At 67.2% G+C, this 18894-nt stretch carries 15 protein-coding genes; 10 read left to right on the forward strand and 5 right to left on the reverse strand.

All coding sequences use genetic code 11. The annotated features are described in order from the left end of the window. Positions 1-61: 61 nt before the first annotated feature. The 5 genes from KUV26_RS13100 to KUV26_RS13120 all read left to right on the forward strand — a co-directional run bounded on the left by KUV26_RS13100 (position 62) and on the right by KUV26_RS13120 (position 7121). The gene (locus KUV26_RS13100) at positions 62-1045 is read left to right on the forward strand and encodes a tripartite tricarboxylate transporter substrate binding protein (protein ID WP_222508668.1); all 984 of its coding nucleotides are present in this window, start codon (positions 62-64) and stop codon (positions 1043-1045) included. Between the two features lie 277 nt (positions 1046-1322). Beyond that, the gene (locus KUV26_RS13105; RefSeq protein ID WP_222508669.1) at positions 1323-1817 is read left to right on the forward strand and encodes a tripartite tricarboxylate transporter TctB family protein; all 495 of its coding nucleotides are present in this window, start codon (positions 1323-1325) and stop codon (positions 1815-1817) included. 1 nt (position 1818) lies between these two features. After that, on the forward strand, positions 1819-3336 hold the full coding sequence (locus KUV26_RS13110) for a tripartite tricarboxylate transporter permease (RefSeq protein WP_222508670.1): 1518 nt from the start codon (positions 1819-1821) through the stop codon (positions 3334-3336). A gap of 57 nt (positions 3337-3393) precedes the next feature. Beyond that, positions 3394-4413: an AbrB family transcriptional regulator gene (locus tag KUV26_RS13115; protein ID WP_222508671.1), complete on the forward strand. Its 1020-nt coding sequence runs from the start codon at positions 3394-3396 to the stop codon at positions 4411-4413. A gap of 167 nt (positions 4414-4580) precedes the next feature. Beyond that, positions 4581-7121: an AMP-binding protein gene (locus KUV26_RS13120; RefSeq protein WP_222508672.1), complete on the forward strand. Its 2541-nt coding sequence runs from the start codon at positions 4581-4583 to the stop codon at positions 7119-7121. On the opposite strand, the gene KUV26_RS13125 is transcribed toward KUV26_RS13120, so the two are convergent. The 3 genes from KUV26_RS13125 to KUV26_RS13135 all read right to left on the reverse strand — a co-directional run bounded on the left by KUV26_RS13125 (position 7118) and on the right by KUV26_RS13135 (position 10347). Next, positions 7118-8326, reverse strand: a complete 1209-nt coding sequence (locus KUV26_RS13125) for a pyridoxal phosphate-dependent aminotransferase (RefSeq protein ID WP_222508673.1) — start codon at positions 8324-8326, stop codon at positions 7118-7120. The two genes, KUV26_RS13120 and KUV26_RS13125, sit on opposite strands and share 4 nt — an antisense overlap. A 226-nt stretch (positions 8327-8552) precedes the next feature. Then, positions 8553-9440, reverse strand: a complete 888-nt coding sequence (locus KUV26_RS13130) for a LysR substrate-binding domain-containing protein (RefSeq protein WP_222508674.1) — start codon at positions 9438-9440, stop codon at positions 8553-8555. A 1-nt stretch (position 9441) separates the two neighbouring features. Beyond that, complete coding sequence (locus KUV26_RS13135) at positions 9442-10347, reverse strand: LysR substrate-binding domain-containing protein (protein ID WP_261399871.1); 906 nt, start codon at positions 10345-10347, stop codon at positions 9442-9444. 137 nt (positions 10348-10484) lie between these two features. Between KUV26_RS13135 and KUV26_RS13140 the strand changes: the two genes are divergently transcribed. Both KUV26_RS13140 and KUV26_RS13145 read left to right on the forward strand, forming a co-directional pair. After that, positions 10485-11987, forward strand: a complete 1503-nt coding sequence (locus tag KUV26_RS13140; protein ID WP_222508675.1) for an aldehyde dehydrogenase family protein — start codon at positions 10485-10487, stop codon at positions 11985-11987. Further along, entirely contained in the window at positions 11977-13248 is a 1272-nt protein-coding gene (locus tag KUV26_RS13145; RefSeq protein ID WP_222508676.1) for an NAD(P)/FAD-dependent oxidoreductase, read from the forward strand. Before KUV26_RS13140 ends, KUV26_RS13145 begins: the two co-directional genes overlap by 11 nt. Before the next feature lie 31 nt (positions 13249-13279). Here the strand turns inward: KUV26_RS13145 and KUV26_RS13150 are convergent, their stop codons facing one another. Further along, positions 13280-14392, reverse strand: coding sequence for a zinc ABC transporter substrate-binding protein (locus tag KUV26_RS13150; RefSeq protein ID WP_261399872.1), 1113 nt, complete (start codon positions 14390-14392; stop codon positions 13280-13282). A gap of 116 nt (positions 14393-14508) precedes the next feature. Between KUV26_RS13150 and KUV26_RS13155 the strand changes: the two genes are divergently transcribed. From KUV26_RS13155 to KUV26_RS13165, 3 genes are read left to right on the forward strand one after another with little or no spacing between them, the layout of a single operon-like run. Continuing rightward, entirely contained in the window at positions 14509-14991 is a 483-nt protein-coding gene (locus KUV26_RS13155; protein WP_222508678.1) for a Fur family transcriptional regulator, read from the forward strand. Further along, positions 14988-15746, forward strand: a complete 759-nt coding sequence (locus tag KUV26_RS13160; protein WP_222508679.1) for an ATP-binding cassette domain-containing protein — start codon at positions 14988-14990, stop codon at positions 15744-15746. The genes KUV26_RS13155 and KUV26_RS13160 overlap by 4 nt, the downstream gene beginning before the upstream one ends. Then, positions 15743-16549, forward strand: coding sequence for a metal ABC transporter permease (locus KUV26_RS13165; RefSeq protein WP_222508680.1), 807 nt, complete (start codon positions 15743-15745; stop codon positions 16547-16549). The genes KUV26_RS13160 and KUV26_RS13165 overlap by 4 nt, the downstream gene beginning before the upstream one ends. 55 nt (positions 16550-16604) lie before the next feature. On the opposite strand, the gene KUV26_RS13170 is transcribed toward KUV26_RS13165, so the two are convergent. Then, on the reverse strand, positions 16605-18890 hold the full coding sequence (locus tag KUV26_RS13170) for a response regulator (protein ID WP_222508681.1): 2286 nt from the start codon (positions 18888-18890) through the stop codon (positions 16605-16607). Between the last annotated feature and the right edge of the window lie 4 nt (positions 18891-18894).

Here is an 18894-nt window from a genome sequence, read left to right on the forward strand (position 1 = left end):
TTGCTGTGCTCCCTTTCAGTCATGAGCGGCGGGACCGCGATTTGTCAAATGGGAGGACAAAATGAACACATGGACCCTGACGCGCCGGGCCGCGATTGCGGCTGCAGCGGCAGCATTGGCCTTTGGCACACCGGCGGCGGCCGGGGAAAAGGTTCTGGACAGCATCCATTTCCTGATTCCGGGCGGCGCAGGCGGCGGCTGGGACGGCACCGCCCGCGGCACCGGCGAAGCGCTGACCGGATCCGGCCTAGTCGGCAAGGCGTCGTACGAGAACATGTCCGGCGGCGGCGGCGGCAAGGCGATCGGCTATCTGATCGAAAACGCCGCCAGCCAGCACGGCACCCTGATGGTGAACTCCACCCCGATCGTGATCCGCTCGCTGACCGGCGTGTTCCCGCAGAACTTCCGCGACCTGACGCTGGTGGCCGGCACCATCGGCGACTATGCGGCCATCGTGGTCGGCAAGGACAGCCCGATCAACTCGATGCAGGACCTGCTGGACGCCTACAAGGCGGACCCGCGCGGCACCGCCGTTGGCGGCGGCTCGGTTCCGGGCGGCATGGATCACCTGGTCGCGGCCATGGTGATGGAAGCCGCGGGCGAGGACCCGACGGCAGTGAAATACATCCCTTATGACGCGGGCGGCAAGGCGATGGCGGCGCTGCTGTCGGGCGAGATCGCGGCGCTCAGCACCGGGTTTTCCGAAGCGATCGACCTGGCCAATGCCGGCGAGATCAAGATCATCGGCGTCACAGCGGAAGAGCGGGTGGACAGCTATCCCGACGCCCCCACTATGACAGAGCAGGGGCTCGACACCACATTCGTCAACTGGCGCGGCTTCTTCGCGGCTCCCGGCCTGCCCGAAGACAAGCTGGCCGCCTACCAGGAGGCGCTTGCGAAAATGTACGAAACGCCGGAGTGGGAAGAAGTTCGCAGCCGCAACGGCTGGGTGAACATCCACAACTCGGGCGACGACTTCCGCGCCTTCCTGGAGGAACAGGAGCAGGTGATCGGCAACCTGATGAAGAAGCTCGGCTTCCTCTGATCCGGCACCCCGCGGCCGTGCGGTGGCTCTGCCCTCGCGCTTCCAGGGTATTTGCAGCAAGAGGAAGGGAAGACGCCTGCCTTCCCGTGCCGGTCAAGGCACAACCCTCGCCTTGCGCGGTCATCGGCGCCCGGCCGGTCCCGCACCTCAGGCGCCGCGGACGGCGGTCAACGAACCCTTTCCTCTTGCCCGGAATAGCCCGGGAGAACCGCGCCGCGCGCGGCGGGGGCAGCGCCCCCGGCCCGATTGAAACCACACAAGACACCCGGAGGAGCACATGGCCCTCGACAGATGGATTGCCCTGGTCATCCTGATGATCTGCCTCGCCTACGGCTATGCCGCGTTCTTCACCATGGACGCTGCCCTGCCCCCCTTCATGAGACACAACCCGATCTGGCCAAGCACCTTCCCCAAGATCCTGTCGGTGATGGCCGTGCTGGCGGCGCTGTTCGTACTGCTCGGGTTCGAGAAAGGCGCGGAGGACCCCAAGCCTATGGACATCAACTACCGCCGCCTGACCGATTACAAACTGGGACAGGCGCTGGCACTGCTGGCGCTGATGGCGGCCTATGCGCTGCTGCTGCGCCCGGCGGGCTTCCTGCCCGCCACGGTCGGCTTCCTCGCTGCCGGCGCCTGCATTCTCGGCGAGCGCAAGCTGCATATCCTGCTGCCCGTCGCGGCGCTGGCCGCGGGCGTGGTCTGGTATCTGGTCCAGGAAGTGCTGGGGATCTTCCTCAGCCCCTGGCCCGCAATCGTGATGAACGGAGGCTGACATGCTGGACGGCATCCTGATCGGGCTGGGAACGGCCTTTTCCCTCACCAATCTGCTGATGGTCATCGGCGGCTGTCTGATCGGCACATTCATCGGCATGCTGCCGGGGCTGGGGCCGATGTCGATCATCGCCATCATGATCCCGGTAGCGATCTCCATCGGCGACCCGTCCGCGGCGCTGATCCTGCTGGCCGGTGTCTACTACGGCGCCATCTTCGGCGGCTCGACCTCCTCCATCCTGATCAACGCGCCCGGCGTCGCCTCCACCGTGGCGACTTCGTTCGACGGCTACCCGCTGGCGCGCCAGGGCAAGGCCGGCAAGGCGCTGACGGTGGCCGCCATCGCGTCGTTTTCCGGCGGCACCATCGGGGCCATCCTGCTGATGATCTTCGCCCCGGCGCTGGCCACGGTGGCGCTGCTGTTCCATTCAGCCGAATACTTTGCGCTGATGGTGGTGGGCCTGTCTGCCATCGCCGCCTTTGCCGGCTCCGGCCAGGTCGGCAAGGCGCTGCTGATGACCCTCCTGGGCCTCATCATGGCAACGGTGGGCGAAGGCGCGCTGTTCAACATGCCGCGCTTCACCATGGGCATCATGGACCTGCAATCGGGGTTCGGCTTCATCACCCTGGCGATGGCCATGTTTGCCCTGCCCGAAGCGATGTACCTGGTGCTGGACCCCTCCCGCTCCAATTCCGGCAGCGGCAGCGGCGAGATCAAGGACCTGCGCATCACCCGCGAGGAAGCCAGGGCAATCACCCCGGTGATCGGCCGCCAGTCGGTGCAGGGCTTCCTGATCGGCGTGCTGCCGGGGGCAGGCGCCACCATCGCCTCCTTCCTGGGCTACGCGGTGGAGCGCAACATCGCCTCCAAGGAGGAGCAGGAGCAGTTCGGCAAGGGCTCGGTCAAGGGGCTCGCCGCGCCGGAAAGCGCCAACAACGCTGCCTGCACCGGTTCCTTCGTGCCGCTCCTGACGCTGGGCATTCCCGGCTCCGGCACCACCGCGATCCTGCTGGGCGCGCTGATCGCCCTCAACGTTTCGCCCGGGCCGCGCCTGATGGTGGATGAGCCGCAGATCTTCTGGGCAGTGATCATCTCGATGTATCTCGGCAACCTGATCCTGCTGATCCTGAACCTGCCGCTGATCCCCTATATCGCCAAGGTTCTGGCGGTGCCGCGCAACTACCTGATTCCCTTCATCCTGTTCTTCACTCTGATGGGGGCCTACATCGGCCAGAACAACGCCACCGAGCTGCTGATCTTGGTCGGGCTGGGGATCTGCGCTACCGTGCTGCGCTTTGCCGATTACCCTCTGGCGCCGCTGCTGATCGGTTTCATTCTGGGCGCGATGCTGGAAAACAACTTTGCCCGCTCGATGCAGCTTTACGACGGACTGGGGTTCCTGCTGGAGCGGCCGATGACCGTCGGCCTGCTGGCCCTGGCGGTGCTGCTGGTGGTGCTGCCCAGCTACCGCGCCCGCAGGGCCCGGCTGCGGGCCGAAGGGGCCGCCGACGCTGATTGAACCGCAAATGGGAGGCTCCAGCCTTCCATTTTTCCTCCCCCCTGCCCCGGATATCAGATGAATCTGCGCCGCCGTCTTTTCACCGCCTGCATTGCCCTGCTTGGTGCCGGCCTCTTCCTGTGGCTGCGCCTGCCGCTGCCGTTCCTGCTTGGCCCGATGTTCCTGTGCCTGGCCTTTGCCCTCGGCGGCGCCGCGATGGAGGGCATGGGGCGGCTCGGCACTGCCTTCCGCACTATCCTGGGGGTCGCCGCCGGCACCTCGATCACCCCGGAGGCGGTCGCCGCGATCCCCGGCCTGGCGCTGTCGCTGCTCTTCGTTCCGGTGTTTGTCGCAACCGTCGCGCTGGTGTCCTTTCCGCTGATGCGCCGGGGCTTCGGATTCGACCGGATGACCAGCTATTATTGCGCAATGCCGGGCGGGCTGCAGGATCTGGTGGTCTTCGGCGAGCAGGCCGGCGCCAATGTCCGGGTGCTGTCGCTGGTGCATGCCACCCGCATCCTGCTGATCGTCAGCGCCGCGCCCTTTCTGCTGGACTGGATCTGGCAGGTGGATCTGCTGGCCCGTCCCGGCCGCCCGTCGGCAGAGCTGCCGCCCGCGCAGATCGGCTGGATGGTGTTTGCCGGCCTTGCCGGCTGGGGCATGGCGCACCGGCTGGGCGTGTTCGGCGCGTCCATCATCGGGCCGATGGTGCTGGCCGCAAGCCTCAGCCTGTCCGGCATTATCACCGGACGTCCGCCGGCCGAAATGATCTGGGCCTGCCAGTTCTTCATCGGCATGGCGGTGGGCGCCAAATATGCAGGTGTCACCTGGGGCGAGCTGCGCAGGGTAGTCTTTGCCGGATCCGTCAACGGAGTTCTGCTGGCGGCGGTCAGCGCCGTCTTCATCCTCTCGGTCAGCGCCTCGGGCATCGCTGCGCCGCTGGATGCCTTCCTGGCCTTCCTGCCGGGCGGCCAGGGCGAAATGGTGGTGCTGGCGATCATTGGGGGCGCGGACCTGGGATTTGTGGTTCTGCACCATATCTTGCGGGTCGCATTGGTCGTCACCTGTGCCCCGCTGGTATTGCGTCTGGCCAAGTGACCCCTTGCCTGTGCAACGGCGGCCTGGCTCTCCCGGCCAGGGTGAAGGCGCTGATGGATCACCTTCTGCCGCGGCACGGCCCCGGAACAAATCCGGCATCAAGCCGTCCGGCAATAATTGACAAAATTAGTAAATTATAATACCCGCCGCGCTCGAAGGAGTTGCGGATGTTTTACGACCTGGCCAAATTGCGCGCGTTCGGCGCCCGTCCCTGCCTGATCTCAGCGGACGGAACCACACTTACTTATGCCGCGCTGGCTGAGGCATCTGACCAGTTTGCGCGCCAGCTGCCGCGGGGCCGCCAACTGATCGCGATTGAAGCCGCAAGCAGCTTCCAAGCCATCTCCGCCTACCTCGGCGCCCTGGCCGCAGGCCATGCCGTGATGCCGCTGCCCGCCAGCGACGGCGCCACCGCCGAAAGCCTGGAGCAGCGCTTCCGCCCCGCCGCCAGCTTCCGCCTCATTGGCGGCACCTGGCAGCTGCTCGCCCACACGCATGAAGCCGCGGGCATCCACCCGGACCTTGCCCTGCTGCTGCAAACCTCCGGCAGCACCGGCCATGGCCGCGGTGTGCGCCTGTCCGGGACGGCCGTGGATAGCAACGCCCGCGCCATTGCCGGGTATCTGGACATCCGGCCTCAGGACCGCGCCGCGCTGATCCTGCCGCTGCACTATTCCTACGGCCTGTCCGTCCTGCACTCGCATCTGGCGGCGGGGGCCAGCCTCTGGCTGGCACCCGGCTCGATTCTGGATGCAGGCTTTGCCGATATGCTGGAGGCCTCCGGCGCCACCAGCCTGGCCGGGGTGCCGCATCACTTCCGGCTGCTGGACAGCGCGGGCCTGTCCCAGGCGCTGCCGGAAAGCCTCAAGACCCTCACCGTCGCGGGCGGCGCGATGGAGGCGGATCAGGTGCGCAGCTGGGCCGCCCGGATGCAGGCCCGTGCAGGCCGGTTCTTTGTCATGTACGGCCAGACCGAGGCCACCGCCCGGATCAGCTATCTGCCGCCGGAGCAGGCATTGCAAAACCCGGGCGCCGCGGGCCGCGCCATTCCCGGCGGCCGCCTGCTGCTGCGGGATGCCGGCGGCCAGGAAATCACCGCGCCCGAGGGCGAAGGCGAGCTGATCTACCAGGGCCCGAACGTGATGATGGCCTATGCCGAAAACAGTGCCGATCTGGCCAAAGGCGCAGAGCTGGAAGAACTCGCCACCGGCGACCTGGCCCGGCGCGATGCAAACGGGCTTTATCACATCACCGGGCGGCTATCGCGGATGTCCAAGATTGCCGGGCTGCGCATCGGCCACGACGCCATCGAAAGGGCGCTTGCCGCCGAAGGGCATGAAGCCGCGGTCTGGGGTGATGATGCCCGCATCTCCATCGCCGTCTGCGGCCCGGAGGACGGCATCGCCGCGCTGGCCGCCAGGCTGACCGGCGTCGGCCAGCAGCATTTCACGGTGATCCCGCGCGAATCCCTGCCGCGCCGCGCCAACGGCAAGATCGACTACCCGGCGCTCAAGGCGCAATCCGCCAAGCCCAAAACTTCCAAGGGCGTGCTGGCCGCCTTCCAGGCCGCCTTTGCGCCGCAGACCGTGGGCCGCAACGACAGCTTTGCCTCGCTGGGCGGCGACTCACTGCGCCATGTTGAGCTGTCGCTGGCGCTGGACGAGGCCCTGGGCGGCGCCCCCGCAGGCTGGGAGGACATGCCGATCAGGGATCTGGAGCAGGCCGCCCCGGCGCCCGCCGCCAGCCTGCCCTTTGATCTGGTTGCGCGGGTGATTGCCATCTTCGCAGTGGTGGTCGCGCACCAGACCTTCTGGCCGGTCTTCGGCGGCGCCGCGGCGATGGTGATCCTGATGGGGATGAGCGTTGCAGGGTTCCGCTGGGAGGCGCTGAAATCCGGCGACATGCGCAGTTTCTTCAAACCCGTGGCGGCGGTACTGATCCCCTATTACCTGATTCTGGCAGGCTATGCCGTGGCCTGGGAGCAGGTCCCCTGGGCCTCGGTCTTCCTGGCGGGCAACTTTGCCCTGACCACCCCCGAAACCCATCTGATGCTGCCGTATTTGTACTGGTTCATCGAGGCCTATCTGCAGATGACCCTGCTGGTGGCGCTGCCCTTTGCGCTGCCGCCGGTGCGGCACTGGCTGGTGCAGCAGGGCGCCTACCGCGCGGGCCTCTGCTTCCTGGCCTTTGCCGTCGCCATCCGCCTGATTGCGCCGGAAGTCTGGCAGATCGGCGGCCGGGCGCAATTCACCGTGCCGTGGGTCTTCTACCTGTTTGCCCTCGGCTGGTGCATCACCGCCGCCGGCACGCTGGGGCAGCGGCTGCTTGTGCTGGCTGCGGCCTGCGTGATCATGCCCGCCGCCGCCTATCTGGGAGGCAATTGGTATGGTGGCTGGATCAAATACATGTGGCTGCTGGCGCTGATTGCCGGGCTGCTGTTCATCACCCGCCTGCCGGTGCCGCGGTTTGCCGCCCGGCCGCTGATGCGGCTGGCCCAGGCCGCTTTTCCGATCTACCTGCTGCACCGCTTCGTGCCGGAGCTGCTGATGCCGATGATCGGGCTGGAAGGCCGCAGCCCGCTGAACGATGCGCTGGCGATCTTCGGCGGCATCGCCTTGGGCCTCGCCGCCGCAGCCCTGCAGCGCCAGCTGGTGCAGGCATGGTCCGGCGCCCGGAACCGCCGCCAGCCGGATATGGCGCAGGCCTAGGCCAGGGCCGCCACCGCCCGGCCGATCCGGGTCAGCGCCGCGCGCAGTTCCGCCTCGGACGTGGCATAGGAAACCCGGAAATAGGGTGAAATGCCAAAAGCCCGCCCCGGCACCACCGCCACATGGTGCCGGTCCAGCAGATAGGCGCAGAAATCCGCGTCCGTCTCCAGCACCCTGCCGTCCGGCGTGCGCTTGCCCAGCACGCCCGCACAATTGGCGAATGTGTAAAACGCCCCGTCCGGCACCGGGCAGGTGATCCCCTCCATGGAGTTCAGCGCCTCCACCACCAGATCGCGCCGCGCCTGGAAACTTTTCCGCCGCTCCGCCAGCACCTCCTGCGGGCCGTTCAGCGCCGCCGCCGCGGCTGCCTGCGAAATCGACGAGGGATGCGAGGTCGATTGCGACTGCACCACTTTCATCGCATCAATCAGCGCCTCCGGCCCGCCCGCATAGCCCAGCCGCCAGCCGGTCATCGCATAGGCCTTGGAGACGCCGTTGACGGTCAGCACCCGGTCCTTCAGCCGCGGCTCCACCTGCGCGGGGGTTGCAAATTCAAAGCCGCCGTAGGTGATGTGCTCATACATATCGTCGGCCATCAGCCAGACATCCGGATGCTGCAGCAGCACCTCCAGCAGCGGCCGGTAATCCGCGGCGCTATACGCTGCCCCCGCCGGGTTCAAGGGTGAGTTCAACAGCAGCCAGCGAGTGCGCGGGGTGATCGCCGCCTCCAGCTTCTCCGCGGTCAGCCGGAACCCGGTGTCATCGCCGCAGGGCACCAGAACCGGCTCGCCCCCGGCAATGCGGATGATGTCGGAATAGGACGTCCAATAGGGCGTGGGAACGATCACCTCATCGCCTGGGTTGAGGCTGGCCATGAAGGCATCGAACAGGATCTCCTTGGCGCCAGCACCCGCGATGATCTCGTCCAGCGCATAGTCCAGCCCGTTGTCGCGCCTGAACTTGGCCTGCACCGCCTGCCGCAGTTCCAGCGTGCCGCCAAGCGGGGTGTACTTGGTCTCCCCCGCCCGCATCGCGGCAGCGGCGGCCTCCTTGATGTGGTCCGGCGTATCGAAATCCGGCTCCCCGGCACCCAGGATGATCACCGGCGCGCCCTGCCGCTTCATCTCTGCCGCCTTGGCGCCGATGGTCAGGATTTCGGAGACCTTGAGCGGGTCAAGACGGCGGGCGCGGCGGAACTGGGTCATGACAAAGGCTCCCTGCTGGTTTTGGCGCAGCCAGATTGAAACGAAAGCCGTGCTTCGGAAAACCTTCGCTTTACGACACAACCCATTCCGGTTCGGCATCTATCGCCGAGGGCAGCGGCCGTCCGAGGGCGGAAAGCGAAGCGCCCGCCGCCGTTTTGCCGGAGGCAAACCTCCGGTTTGACGGGGGCGGACGGACGCTGCCCGGCCTTCGGCCAGGCGGAACACCTCAGACAGGCCTGCCCTTCAACTGCTTGCGCATCCAGGCTTCCAGCTTCTGCACCGCCTCCGGCACCACCCCGTGCGGGCGCACCAGGTAATAGCGTTTGCGCGACACCAGCGCCGGACCGGGGATGCGCATCAGATCGCCGGCCGCAATCTCCCGCGCCACCATGTCATAGGGCACAATCGCCGCGCCCAGCCCCGCTGTGGCGGCGGCAATCACCATCGAATGCTGGTCGAAATAGCGCCCGTCCTGCCGCGGCGCGCCCGCCAGCCCGGCCCGCTCGAACCACTCGGCCCAGGACCCCGCCCGGCTCTCCAGATGCAGCAGCGGCGCCTGCGCCAGGCTGGCCGCCCGTTCCAGCTGATGGGCGGCATAGAACCCCGGCGCGCAGACCGGCACCATCTCCTCGCCGAACAGCGGCGCCATATGGGTGCCGGGCCAGTTATCCAGCCCGTAATGCACCGCCAGATCAAAGTTTTCGCGGGCAAAATCAAACGGCTCCAGCCGGGTGGAGAAGCTCAGCTCCACCTCCGGGTGGCGCTGAAAAAAATCCGGCAGCCGCGGGATCAGCCACAGGTTGGCAAAGGCCGGCAGCACCGCGATCCGCAAAGCCGAGCGCCCGGCCCCGGCGGCGGCGGCTTTCTGCAGCGTTGCCCGCAGCCCCGCCAAATCCAGCTCCAGATCGGCCGCCAGCCCCTGCCCCGCAGGGGTCAGCACCACGCCGCGCCCGGCCCGCTGGAACAGGTCGAACCCCAGGTCCGCTTCCAGCTCCTTCACTTTCTTGCTGACCGCACTTTGTGTAAGGCCCAACTCCTCCCCCGCAGCGGTAAAACTCTGGTGCCGCGCAGCGCTTTCGAAGCAACGCAAATGGGTCAGGCTCGGCAGCCGCATGTCACTTCTCCTCCAGCTGTAACAGCAGCCACTCGCGGAACTTGATCAGCGGATATTCTTCCGCCTGATCCGCGGGCCAGACCAGGAAATACTCGCCCAAGCTCACCGCAGCGCCCTCCATCGCCAGCGCCAGTCTTCCCTGCGCAATCTCGTTCTCCGCCAGGAAATCCGGCAGCAAGGCCACCCCCAGCCCATGCACCGCGCCCTGCGTCATCGCCGAGGACTGGTCAAACAGCATCCCCCGCAGCTTGGCCGCCGGCACATCGTGCAGGTGAAACCACTGCTCCCAGCAGTCGGGATGCGTCTCCAGGTGCAAAAGCGGGTAATCCAGCAGCTCCGCAGGCGAAGAAACCGGCCCGTCCATCAGCCCCGGCGCGCAGACCGGCAGCACATGTTTCGGCATCAGGGGCAGGTACTCCACCCCCGGCCAGTCCCGCGTGCCGTAATGGATCGCCGCCTGCGCGGTGCCTGCGTCAAAGCTGAACGGCAGATTGTGGGTGTGCAGGTTCACCGTGATGCCGGGATGGGCTGCGGCAAAGTCCTTGAGCCGCGGCGCCAGCCAATGGAGGCCAAAGGACGGCAGGATCGACAGGGTGAAGCTGCCGCCGTCCGGATTGGCCCTGAGCTTGACCGAGGCCTGCGCCAGCCGGGTCAGGATCGCGCGCGCCTCCTTGGCAAAGCCCGCGCCCGCTGGCGTCAGCTGCATCCGCATCTGGTCGCGGGCGATCAGGTCCACGCCCATCTGCTCTTCCAGCTGCTTCAGCTGGCGGCTGATGGCGCTTTGCGTCAGCGACAGATCCTCCGCCGCGGCCGAAGCACTGCCCAGCCGGTCCACCGCCTCCAGCGCCAGCAGAGAGGGGATTGAAGGTAAAAAACGGCGCGGCGCAATCATATGATTATTACTCATGGTTGCAGGATTTACTTTCATTAGCAATCCGCCCCGCAAGGTGCAAATTCTATATCAGACCTACGCCCGGCGGGACATCCCGGCAAACCACCCTAAAGTTTTCCTCATGCCCGCCCTCGCATCAAAAGGAATCCGACATGCCCCATTCCGACATCCTCGCAGCTGCCGGCCTGACCCAAGCCGAGCTGACCGGCGGAAGCCTGACTGTCACCACGCCGGTGGATGGCAGCGAGATCGCCAGGCTCAAGACCCACAGCACGGCCGAAGCCGAGGCGCAGATCGCCGCCGCCAAAAACGCGTTCAAATCCTGGCGCCTTGTCCCGGCCCCGCGCCGCGGCGAGTTGGTGCGCCTGCTGGGCGAGGAGCTGCGCCGCGAAAAGGAAAACCTGGGCCGCCTAGTGACGCTGGAATGCGGCAAGATCTACCAGGAGGGTCTGGGCGAAGTGCAGGAGATGATCGACATCTGCGACTTCGCCGTGGGCCTGTCGCGCCAGCTTTATGGCCTCACCATCGCCTCGGAGCGCCCCGGCCACGCGATGCGCGAGAGCTGGCACCCGATGGGCACCTGCGGCATCATCACCGCCTTCAACTTCCCCGTCGCCCCCTGGTGCTGGAACGCGGCGCTGGCGCTGGTCTGCGGTGACCCGGTGATCTGGAAGCCCTCCGAGAAAACCCCGCTCACAGCGCTGGCGGTGCAGAAGATCTGCGAACGCGCCATGGCTGCCTTCGGCGAGGACGCGCCCGAAGGCCTGATCCAAGTGCTGATCGGTGAGCGGGATCTGGGCGAGACGCTCACTGCCTCCAAGGACGTTGCCATCATTTCCGCCACCGGCTCGGTGCCGATGGGCAAAGCCGTGGCGGCGGACATGTCCAAACGCCTGGGCCGCACCATTCTGGAGCTGGGCGGCAACAACGCGATGATCGTGGCGCCTTCCGCCGATCTGGAAATGGCCCTGCGCGCCATCGTGTTCTCCGCCGTCGGCACCGCCGGTCAGCGCTGTACCTCCCTGCGTCGCCTGATCGTGCACGAAGACATCTATGACGCGCTGATCCCGCGCCTGATCAAGGCCTACGAAGGGCTGCCGATCGGCGACCCGCTGGCGGACGGCACCCTGGTCGGCCCGCTGATCGACCTCGCCGCCCTGGATGCGATGACCAGCGCGCTGGAGCGCGCCAAGGCCGAAGGCGGCACCGTGCATGGCGGTGCCCGCGCCCTGGCGGACACTTTCGCGGATGCCGCCTATGTCCACCCGGCCATCGCCGAGATGCCCGCCCAGACGGAGATCATGCACACGGAAACCTTCGCCCCGATCCTTTACGTAGTGAAGTACTCCGATCTCGACCAAGCCATTGAAATGCAGAACGAAGTGCCGCAGGGCCTCTCCTCCTGCATCTTCTCCACCGACGTGCGCGAAACCGAATATTTCCTCTCGGCAGCGGGCTCCGACTGCGGTATTGCCAATGTGAACATCGGCCCCTCCGGCGCGGAAATCGGCGGCGCCTTCGGGGGCGAGAAGGAAACCGGCGGCGGCCGCGAAAGCGGCTCAGACGCCTGGAAAGGTTACATGCGCCGGCAGACCAACACGGTGAACTATTCACGCGAGCTGCCGCTTGCTCAGGGGATCAAGTTTGACATCTGATCTGGCGTCCTGCCTCTGGCACCAAACCTGCCAGGAAAACCCCGCCTTCCCGGACCTCGCCGGGGAGGCCGAGGCCGACCTCGTGGTGATCGGCGGCGGCTACACCGGCTGCTCTGCGGCGCTCAAGGCCGCGGGCCTCGGCGCCTCGGTCCGCCTGATCGAGGCCGAAGACATCGGCAGCGGCGGCTCCGGCCGCAACGTGGGGCTGGCCAACGCCGGCCTCTGGCTGCCGCCCGAAGACATCAATGCCGAACTGGGCGCCAAGGCCGGAAACCGGCTGTCAGCCCTGCTGGCCGGCGCGCCCGGGATGGTGTTCTCGCTGATTGAAAAACACGCCATCCGGTGCGAGCCGGAGCGCAGCGGCACCCTGCACTGCGCCCATGCCCCGACGGGCCTGAAGGACCTGCAGCGCCGCCACGCCCAGCTGACTGCCATCGGCGCGCCGGTGGAACTGCTCCCCCGCGAGGAAGCCGTCCGGCGCACCGGATCGGATGCCGTTCACGGCGCCCTGTTCGACCCCCGCGCAGGTACTATCCAGCCGCTGGCTTATGTCCGCGGCCTCGCCCGCGCCGCTGCCGGGGCCGGCGCGCAGTTGCACGGGAACTCGCCCGCCACCGCCATCAGCCGCAAGGGCGGCACCTGGCATGTGGCAACGCCAAAGGGCAGCATCCGCGCCAGACACCTGATCATGGCCACCAACGCCTACGCCCGCGGCATATCCGGCTATGACGCGCCGCAGGTGATCCCGGTGCATTACTTCCAGGCCGCCACAGACCCGCTGCCCGCGGCCCTGCTGCAGAAAATCCTGCCGGGCAAGGAAGGCTGCTGGGACACTGCACTGGTGATGTCGTCATGGCGGCTGGATCAGGCCGGGCGGCTGGTGATCGGCGGCATGGGCGCGCTCAACCATTGCGGCAGCGCCCTGCACCGGAACTGGCTGCCGCGCAAACTGGCCGCGCTTTACCCAGACCTGAAGGAAGCCAAACTGCGCAGCTTCTGGCACGGCCGCATCGCCATGACCACCGAACACCTGCCCAAGATCCTGGACCTGCAAGACGGCTTTGCCTGCTTCGGCTATTCCGGCCGCGGCATCGGCCCCGGCACCCTGTTCGGCGCAGCCATGGCCGAGGCGCTGCTGACCGGCGACAGCGCCTGCCTGCCGGTGCCGCCGGTGCGCGATCACGCGATCCCCTTCGCGTCCTTACGCAGCGCCTATTACGAAACCGGCGCCGCGCTCACCCATCTGGTCAGCAACAGATGAAAAGGGCGGGCCGCCTTGGCCCGCCCCTCTCTCACTCGCAGGCGGCAATCGCCGCGCCGATATCCTGCAGCAGCGCCGGGTAGAACTGCGGTCCCGGCTCCAGCTTGGCACCCAGCGGGTCCAGCACCGCGGCGCCCGCGCCGGTGCCGTCCAGCACCGTGGCGACCAGACCCGGATTGAACTGCGGCTCAGAGAACACGCACGACACGCCGCGCTCTACCACCACGTCGCGGATTTCCGCAATCCGCGCCGGGCTGGGTTTCACGGCGTCACTCAGCGAAATCGCCCCCGCCGCGCTCAGGCCGAAGCCCTGCTCGAAATACTGATAGGCATCGTGGAACACGATGAACTGCTTGGCCCGGAAGGGCTCCAGCTGGGCTGAGATGCTGGCCGCCGCGTCTGCAATCTCCTGCTTGCCGGCTTCGGCATTGGCCCTGTAGGCCGCTGCATTCGCCGGATCGTGCTCCGCCAGCTCTTCGGCAATCACGTCCAGCCACGCCCGGGCATTGGCTGGCAGCAGCCAGGCATGCGGATCGGCACCCTCGTGGGGATGCCCATGAGCATCGCCATGCCCGTGATCATGGCCTTCATGGTCATCATGATTTCCGGCAGCAGCATGGTCTTCGGCGTGGCCCTCATGACCATGGCCATCGTGATCCTCGTGGCCGCCGTGATCCGCATGATCGCCATGGCCCTCGGCATGCTCCTCATGACCGTGATCATCATGTTCCTTGTGATCTTCATGCTCGCCGTGGTCCGCATGCTCCTCGTCATGCGCATGCGCCTCGAACCGCGCGCCCTCGCGGAACGGCAGAACCGTGGTGCCCGCGGCCTCCAGCAGTTCAATCCGGTGCGCATCCCCGGCCAGCTCTTCCAGCGGGCCTTCCAGCCAGGGGGTCAGCGCACCGCCCAGCCAGAACACCACGTCCGCCTGATCCAGCGCCCGCGCCTCGGAGGGCCGCATCGCATAGCCATGCGGCGAGGCACCGGGCGGCACCACCAGCGCCGGTTCGCCCAAACCCTGCATCACCCGCGCCACCAGCCCGTGCACCGGTGCGATATCCGCCGCCACCCGCGGCACCTCGGCCCAGGAGGCCCCTGCACCCGCCAGCAGTGCCGCCGTTGCCGTGCCAATTTTCTTCATGCCTGCACTCCGCATCCCGCGCCTCATGTAATCTTATAACATCGCGCCGCTTGATAAACGTCATAACATAACATATCAAGGGACAAATCCGCTGCCGCCCCAAAGGACCCCCGCATATGGATTCCATCGGCTTTGCCCCGCATGACCACACCAGCTGCATCCAGGACGGCATTGCCGCCGTGGACGCCCAGTGCCGCGCCGGGGGCCTTCAGTTCACCCCCGTCCGGCGCCGGGTGCTGGAAATCCTGCTGCAGGAGCATCGCGCGCTGGGGGCCTATGAAATCCTCGACCGGCTGCGCGAAGAGGGCCTCGGCTCGCAGCCTCCCGTCGCCTACCGGGCGCTGGATTTCCTGGTGAAAAACGGCTTTGCGCATAAGATAGAGCGGCTCAATGCCTTCATCGCCTGCACCCATCCGGGCGAGAATCACGCGCCTGTCTTCCTGATCTGCCGCGCCTGCGACGCGGTGGCGGAGGCGCAGCGCGAACCGACCCAGGGCCAGCTGGGCCAGGCCGCCCGCGACGCCGGTTTCATGATCGAACGCGCGGTGATCGAGGCCGAGGGCCTGTGCCCGAAATGCCAGGAGACCCCCGCCGCATGAGCAGCCTGATTTCCCTGGACGGCCTCACTGTTGCCCATGGCGGCAACACGGTGCTGTCCGGTGTCTCCCTGTCGATCGCCCCCGGTGAGATCGTCACTGTGGTCGGCCCCAACGGATCCGGCAAGTCCACCCTGCTGCGCAGCGTCATCGGCGCGCAAAAGCCCGCGCGCGGCCGCATCATGCGGGCGCCGGGGCTGCGCATCGGCTATGTGCCGCAGAAGCTGCACATCGACCCGACCCTACCGCTGACGGTGCGCCGGTTTCTCAGCCTGCCCGCCCGCGTCAGCGACGCCTGGGCCGCCGAGGCGCTGGAGCAGGCGGGCGCCGGCAATCTTGCCGCGCGGCAGATGTCCGGCCTGTCCGGCGGCCAGTTCCAGCGGGTGCTGCTGGCCCGCGCCCTCCTGTGCGATCCGCAGCTGCTGATCCTGGACGAGGCCACCCAGGGGCTGGACCAGCCGGGCTCCGCCGCCTTTTACCAGCGCATTGAAAAGGTCCGCCAGGACCTGGGCTGCGCGGTGCTGATGGTCAGCCACGAACTGCATGTGGTGATGGCGGCCTCCGACCGGGTGATTTGCCTCAACGGGCATGTCTGCTGCGAGGGCGCGCCGGAGCAGGTCGCCTCCGCCCCGGAATACCGCGCCCTGTTCGGCACCGGCACCCAGGGCGCGCTGGCGCTCTACCGGCATGAGCACAACCACAGCCACGATCACGACTGCGCCCGCGGTCACGGGCATCAGCATGAGGCCGCAGAATGATCCTGCTTGACGATTTCCTGATCCGCGCCGCGCTGGCGGGTATCGGCGTGGCGCTGGCTGCGGCTCCGCTCGGCTGCTTCGTGGTCTGGCGCCGGATGGCCTATTTCGGCGACGCCACCGCGCATGCCTCGATCCTCGGTGTGGCGCTGGCGCTCAGCTTTGATGTGTCGGTCTTTGCCGGCGTGCTGGCCACGGCGCTGGCGATGGCCACCACCGTCTCGGCGCTGGCCGGGCGCGGCTATGCGATGGACACGCTGCTGGGGGTTCTGGCGCATTCCTCCCTCGCCTTCGGCCTGGTCGCCGTCTCCTTCCTGCAGGGGGTGCGGATCGACCTGATGGCTTATCTTTTCGGAGACATCCTGGCAGTGGGCCGGGCGGATCTGGCGGTGATCTGGGGCGGCGCAGCGCTGGTGCTCGGGCTGTTGTGGTGGCGCTGGTCCGCCTTGCTGACCGCCACCCTGAACCCCGACCTGGCCTATGCCGCCGGCATCGATCCCCGCCGCGAGCAGATGGTGCTCACCATAGCGCTGGCGCTGGTGGTTGCGGTGGCGATCAAGGTGGTGGGGGTGCTGCTGATCGCCGCCATGCTGCTGATCCCGGCCGCCGCCGCCCGCCCCTTTGCCGCCACGCCCGAACGCATGGCCGTCATTGCCGCCCTTCTGGGCATGCTGGCGGCCGTTGGCGGCCTGCAGCTGGCCTTTGCGCTGGACACGCCGGCAGGCCCGAGCATCGTCTGCCTGGCTGCCGCGCTGTTTGCCGCCTCCAGCCTCACCGGGCTTCTGCTTCAGCGCCGCCGCGGCTGACGCAGCCGGCCTTCCGGCGCCGTTCCGGCGATCCCCGCCCCCGGCGCCGGCACATTCAGCTGCCGGTCCGCTGCAGGTCCGCTGCCGCCGTCCATTTGCTGATGGCCTCGGTCAGCGCCTTCTTGTTGATCGGCTTGCTGAGGAAATCATCCATTCCCGCCTGCAGGCATTTTTCCCGATGCGCCTGCAGCGCATTGGCGGTCAGCGCCACAATCGGGCATTTGCTGCCACCGTCCTCCGCCTCGATCCGGCGCATTTCGGCGGTGGCTTCCAGGCCGTCCATCTCCGGCATCATCATGTCCATCAGAACGATGTCCGGCCTCTCGGCCCGGAACTGCTTCACCGCCTCGACGCCGTTCCGGGCAATCCGGATGTCCAGCAGCGCGTCTTTCAGCATCTTGGTCACAACCAGCTGATTGGTCCGGTTGTCCTCGGCAAGCAGCAGCTTGAGGCGGCGGCCGGACGGCCGGGGTCCGCTGCCGCCGCCCGCCGCGGCTTCGGCCTGGCGGCCGGGAAGGCTCAGCGCCCTGTCGAGAACCTGCCTCAGCTGCCCCGCCCGCACCGGTTTCAGCGCAAACTCGCAGGTCCCGATCGCCTCGCAGTCCGACCGGCTCAGCGCGTGCTCCACCGAGGACAGGATGATCAGCGGCATCGTCTCGAACCCGGGCATCGCCCGGATCCGCGCCGCCAGGGTGTGCCCGTCCATGGCGGGCATCTGGAAGTCGAGAATGACAAAATCGAACCGGCGCCCGTCCAGCTGCGCATCGGCTAGGATTTCCAGCCCCTCATGCGCCGAGGCCGCCAGGCTGCTGGAGATCCCCCAGGCGCTCAGCCGCTCGGACAGGATGACCCGGTTCAGCTCCAGATCATCCACCACCAGGCCGTGCAGCCCGGCGAAACTGTGCGGCCCGCCCGCCGGAGCCGTCTCCGGCTTGCCGCCGGCCCGCAGCGGAATCGCGATGGTGAACACCGAACCCTCGCCCGGCTCCGACTTCACCGCCACCGATCCGCCCATCAGCGCCAGCAGCTGCGACGAAATCGCCAGCCCCAGGCCGGTGCCCTCGAAGTTGCGGGTGGCGGCGTTGTCGGCCTGCTCGAAGGCGCGGAAGATCTTGCTGAGCCGGCTCGGCTCGATGCCGATCCCGGTATCGCGCACCTGCAGCTTCAGCAGATGGCTGCCCGACTCCTGCAGCTCCCCGGTCACCTCGATATACACATAGCCTTCGCGGGTGAACTTGACCGCATTGCCGGCGACATTGGTGATCACCTGGCGGATGCGGCCGGCGTCCCCCTCAAAGACTTCCGGCAGCGCCGGATCGTAGCGCATGGTGATCTCGACCCCCTTCTCCGCCGCCTTCGGCGACAGCAGGGTCACCACGTCCTCGACCGCGGTCTGAAGGTTGAAGGGTTTGATGCTGAACTCGACCTTGCCGGCCTCGATCTTGGAGAAATTCAGGATGTCGTTGATAATTGTCAGCAGCGCCGAGCCGGACTTGGCGATGGTCTCCGCATACATCTGCTGGTCTTCATCCAGTTCGGTGTCGCGCAGCAGCTCCGCCATGCCGATCACCCCGTTCATCGGGGTGCGGATCTCGTGGCTCATGTTGGCGAGGAACTCCGACTTGGCGCGGTTGGCGATATCCGCCGACTCGCGGGCCTGCTCCAATGCGAACTCCCGCTCATCGCGCTCGGCAAAGGTCTCCTCCAGCACACCGACCGAAAAATCCAGCGCCCGGAACTCGCGCGAGGCATACCAGGGCAGCCTTTGCGCCGGGCTGCGCAGGCCGGAGATCGCGTCCGACATCCGCTTGTGGATCATTTGCAGCGGCCGCAGCGCCAGCCCGTGCACCAGCAGCAGGACCAGGAATGACAGCACCAGAACCGGCACCACCGTCCAGATGATGATCTGGCGCACCGAAGCCGCCACCAGCGCTTCGCCGTCCCGGGTCGACCATTCGACCAGCATGGTGCCGAACACCGCCCCTTCCAGCTCGATCGGCCGCTCGTACATCACGCGGCCGCCTTCCGGCGGCACGCCGGGAGCCTTGGCCGACGCCAGCATCTTGCCCGCCGGGGTGCGGATCTCGATCGACACGATCTGCGGCTTGCGGGTCACCGCCTCATTCAGGCCGGTTTCCAGCACCGGCACATCCTCGACGATGATCGATTCCAGCATCAGGCCGCTCAGCAGCGACACCGTGAGGTCCGCCTGCTCGGCCAGTTGCTCCTCCAGCCGCCGCGCCTCCTGGCGCTGCGCCAGATCGCCGACGACTATGCCGACCGCCGAGGCTGCAAGCAGCAGCGACAGCACGATCTGGAAAAGAATGCTCGTACGTTTCATAGTG

It is taken from the genome of Leisingera daeponensis (genome assembly GCF_019801465.1).
Taxonomy (GTDB): domain Bacteria; phylum Pseudomonadota; class Alphaproteobacteria; order Rhodobacterales; family Rhodobacteraceae; genus Leisingera; species Leisingera daeponensis_A.

Bases quoted from the DNA above. Each gene is read 5' to 3' on its own strand.
- KUV26_RS13100 (WP_222508668.1), top strand. From the start codon at position 62: ATGAACACATGGACCCTGACGCGCCGGGCCGCGATTGCGGCTGCAGCG.
- KUV26_RS13105 (WP_222508669.1), top strand. From the start codon at position 1,323: ATGGCCCTCGACAGATGGATTGCCCTGGTCATCCTGATGATCTGCCTC.
- KUV26_RS13110 (WP_222508670.1), top strand. From the start codon at position 1,819: ATGCTGGACGGCATCCTGATCGGGCTGGGAACGGCCTTTTCCCTCACC.
- KUV26_RS13115 (WP_222508671.1), top strand. From the start codon at position 3,394: ATGAATCTGCGCCGCCGTCTTTTCACCGCCTGCATTGCCCTGCTTGGT.
- KUV26_RS13120 (WP_222508672.1), top strand. From the start codon at position 4,581: ATGTTTTACGACCTGGCCAAATTGCGCGCGTTCGGCGCCCGTCCCTGC.
- KUV26_RS13125 (WP_222508673.1), bottom strand. From the start codon at position 8,326: ATGACCCAGTTCCGCCGCGCCCGCCGTCTTGACCCGCTCAAGGTCTCC.
- KUV26_RS13130 (WP_222508674.1), bottom strand. From the start codon at position 9,440: ATGCGGCTGCCGAGCCTGACCCATTTGCGTTGCTTCGAAAGCGCTGCG.
- KUV26_RS13135 (WP_261399871.1), bottom strand. From the start codon at position 10,347: ATGAGTAATAATCATATGATTGCGCCGCGCCGTTTTTTACCTTCAATC.
- KUV26_RS13140 (WP_222508675.1), top strand. From the start codon at position 10,485: ATGCCCCATTCCGACATCCTCGCAGCTGCCGGCCTGACCCAAGCCGAG.
- KUV26_RS13150 (WP_261399872.1), bottom strand. From the start codon at position 14,392: ATGAAGAAAATTGGCACGGCAACGGCGGCACTGCTGGCGGGTGCAGGG.
- KUV26_RS13155 (WP_222508678.1), top strand. From the start codon at position 14,509: ATGGATTCCATCGGCTTTGCCCCGCATGACCACACCAGCTGCATCCAG.
- KUV26_RS13160 (WP_222508679.1), top strand. From the start codon at position 14,988: ATGAGCAGCCTGATTTCCCTGGACGGCCTCACTGTTGCCCATGGCGGC.
- KUV26_RS13165 (WP_222508680.1), top strand. From the start codon at position 15,743: ATGATCCTGCTTGACGATTTCCTGATCCGCGCCGCGCTGGCGGGTATC.
- KUV26_RS13170 (WP_222508681.1), bottom strand. From the start codon at position 18,890: ATGAAACGTACGAGCATTCTTTTCCAGATCGTGCTGTCGCTGCTGCTT.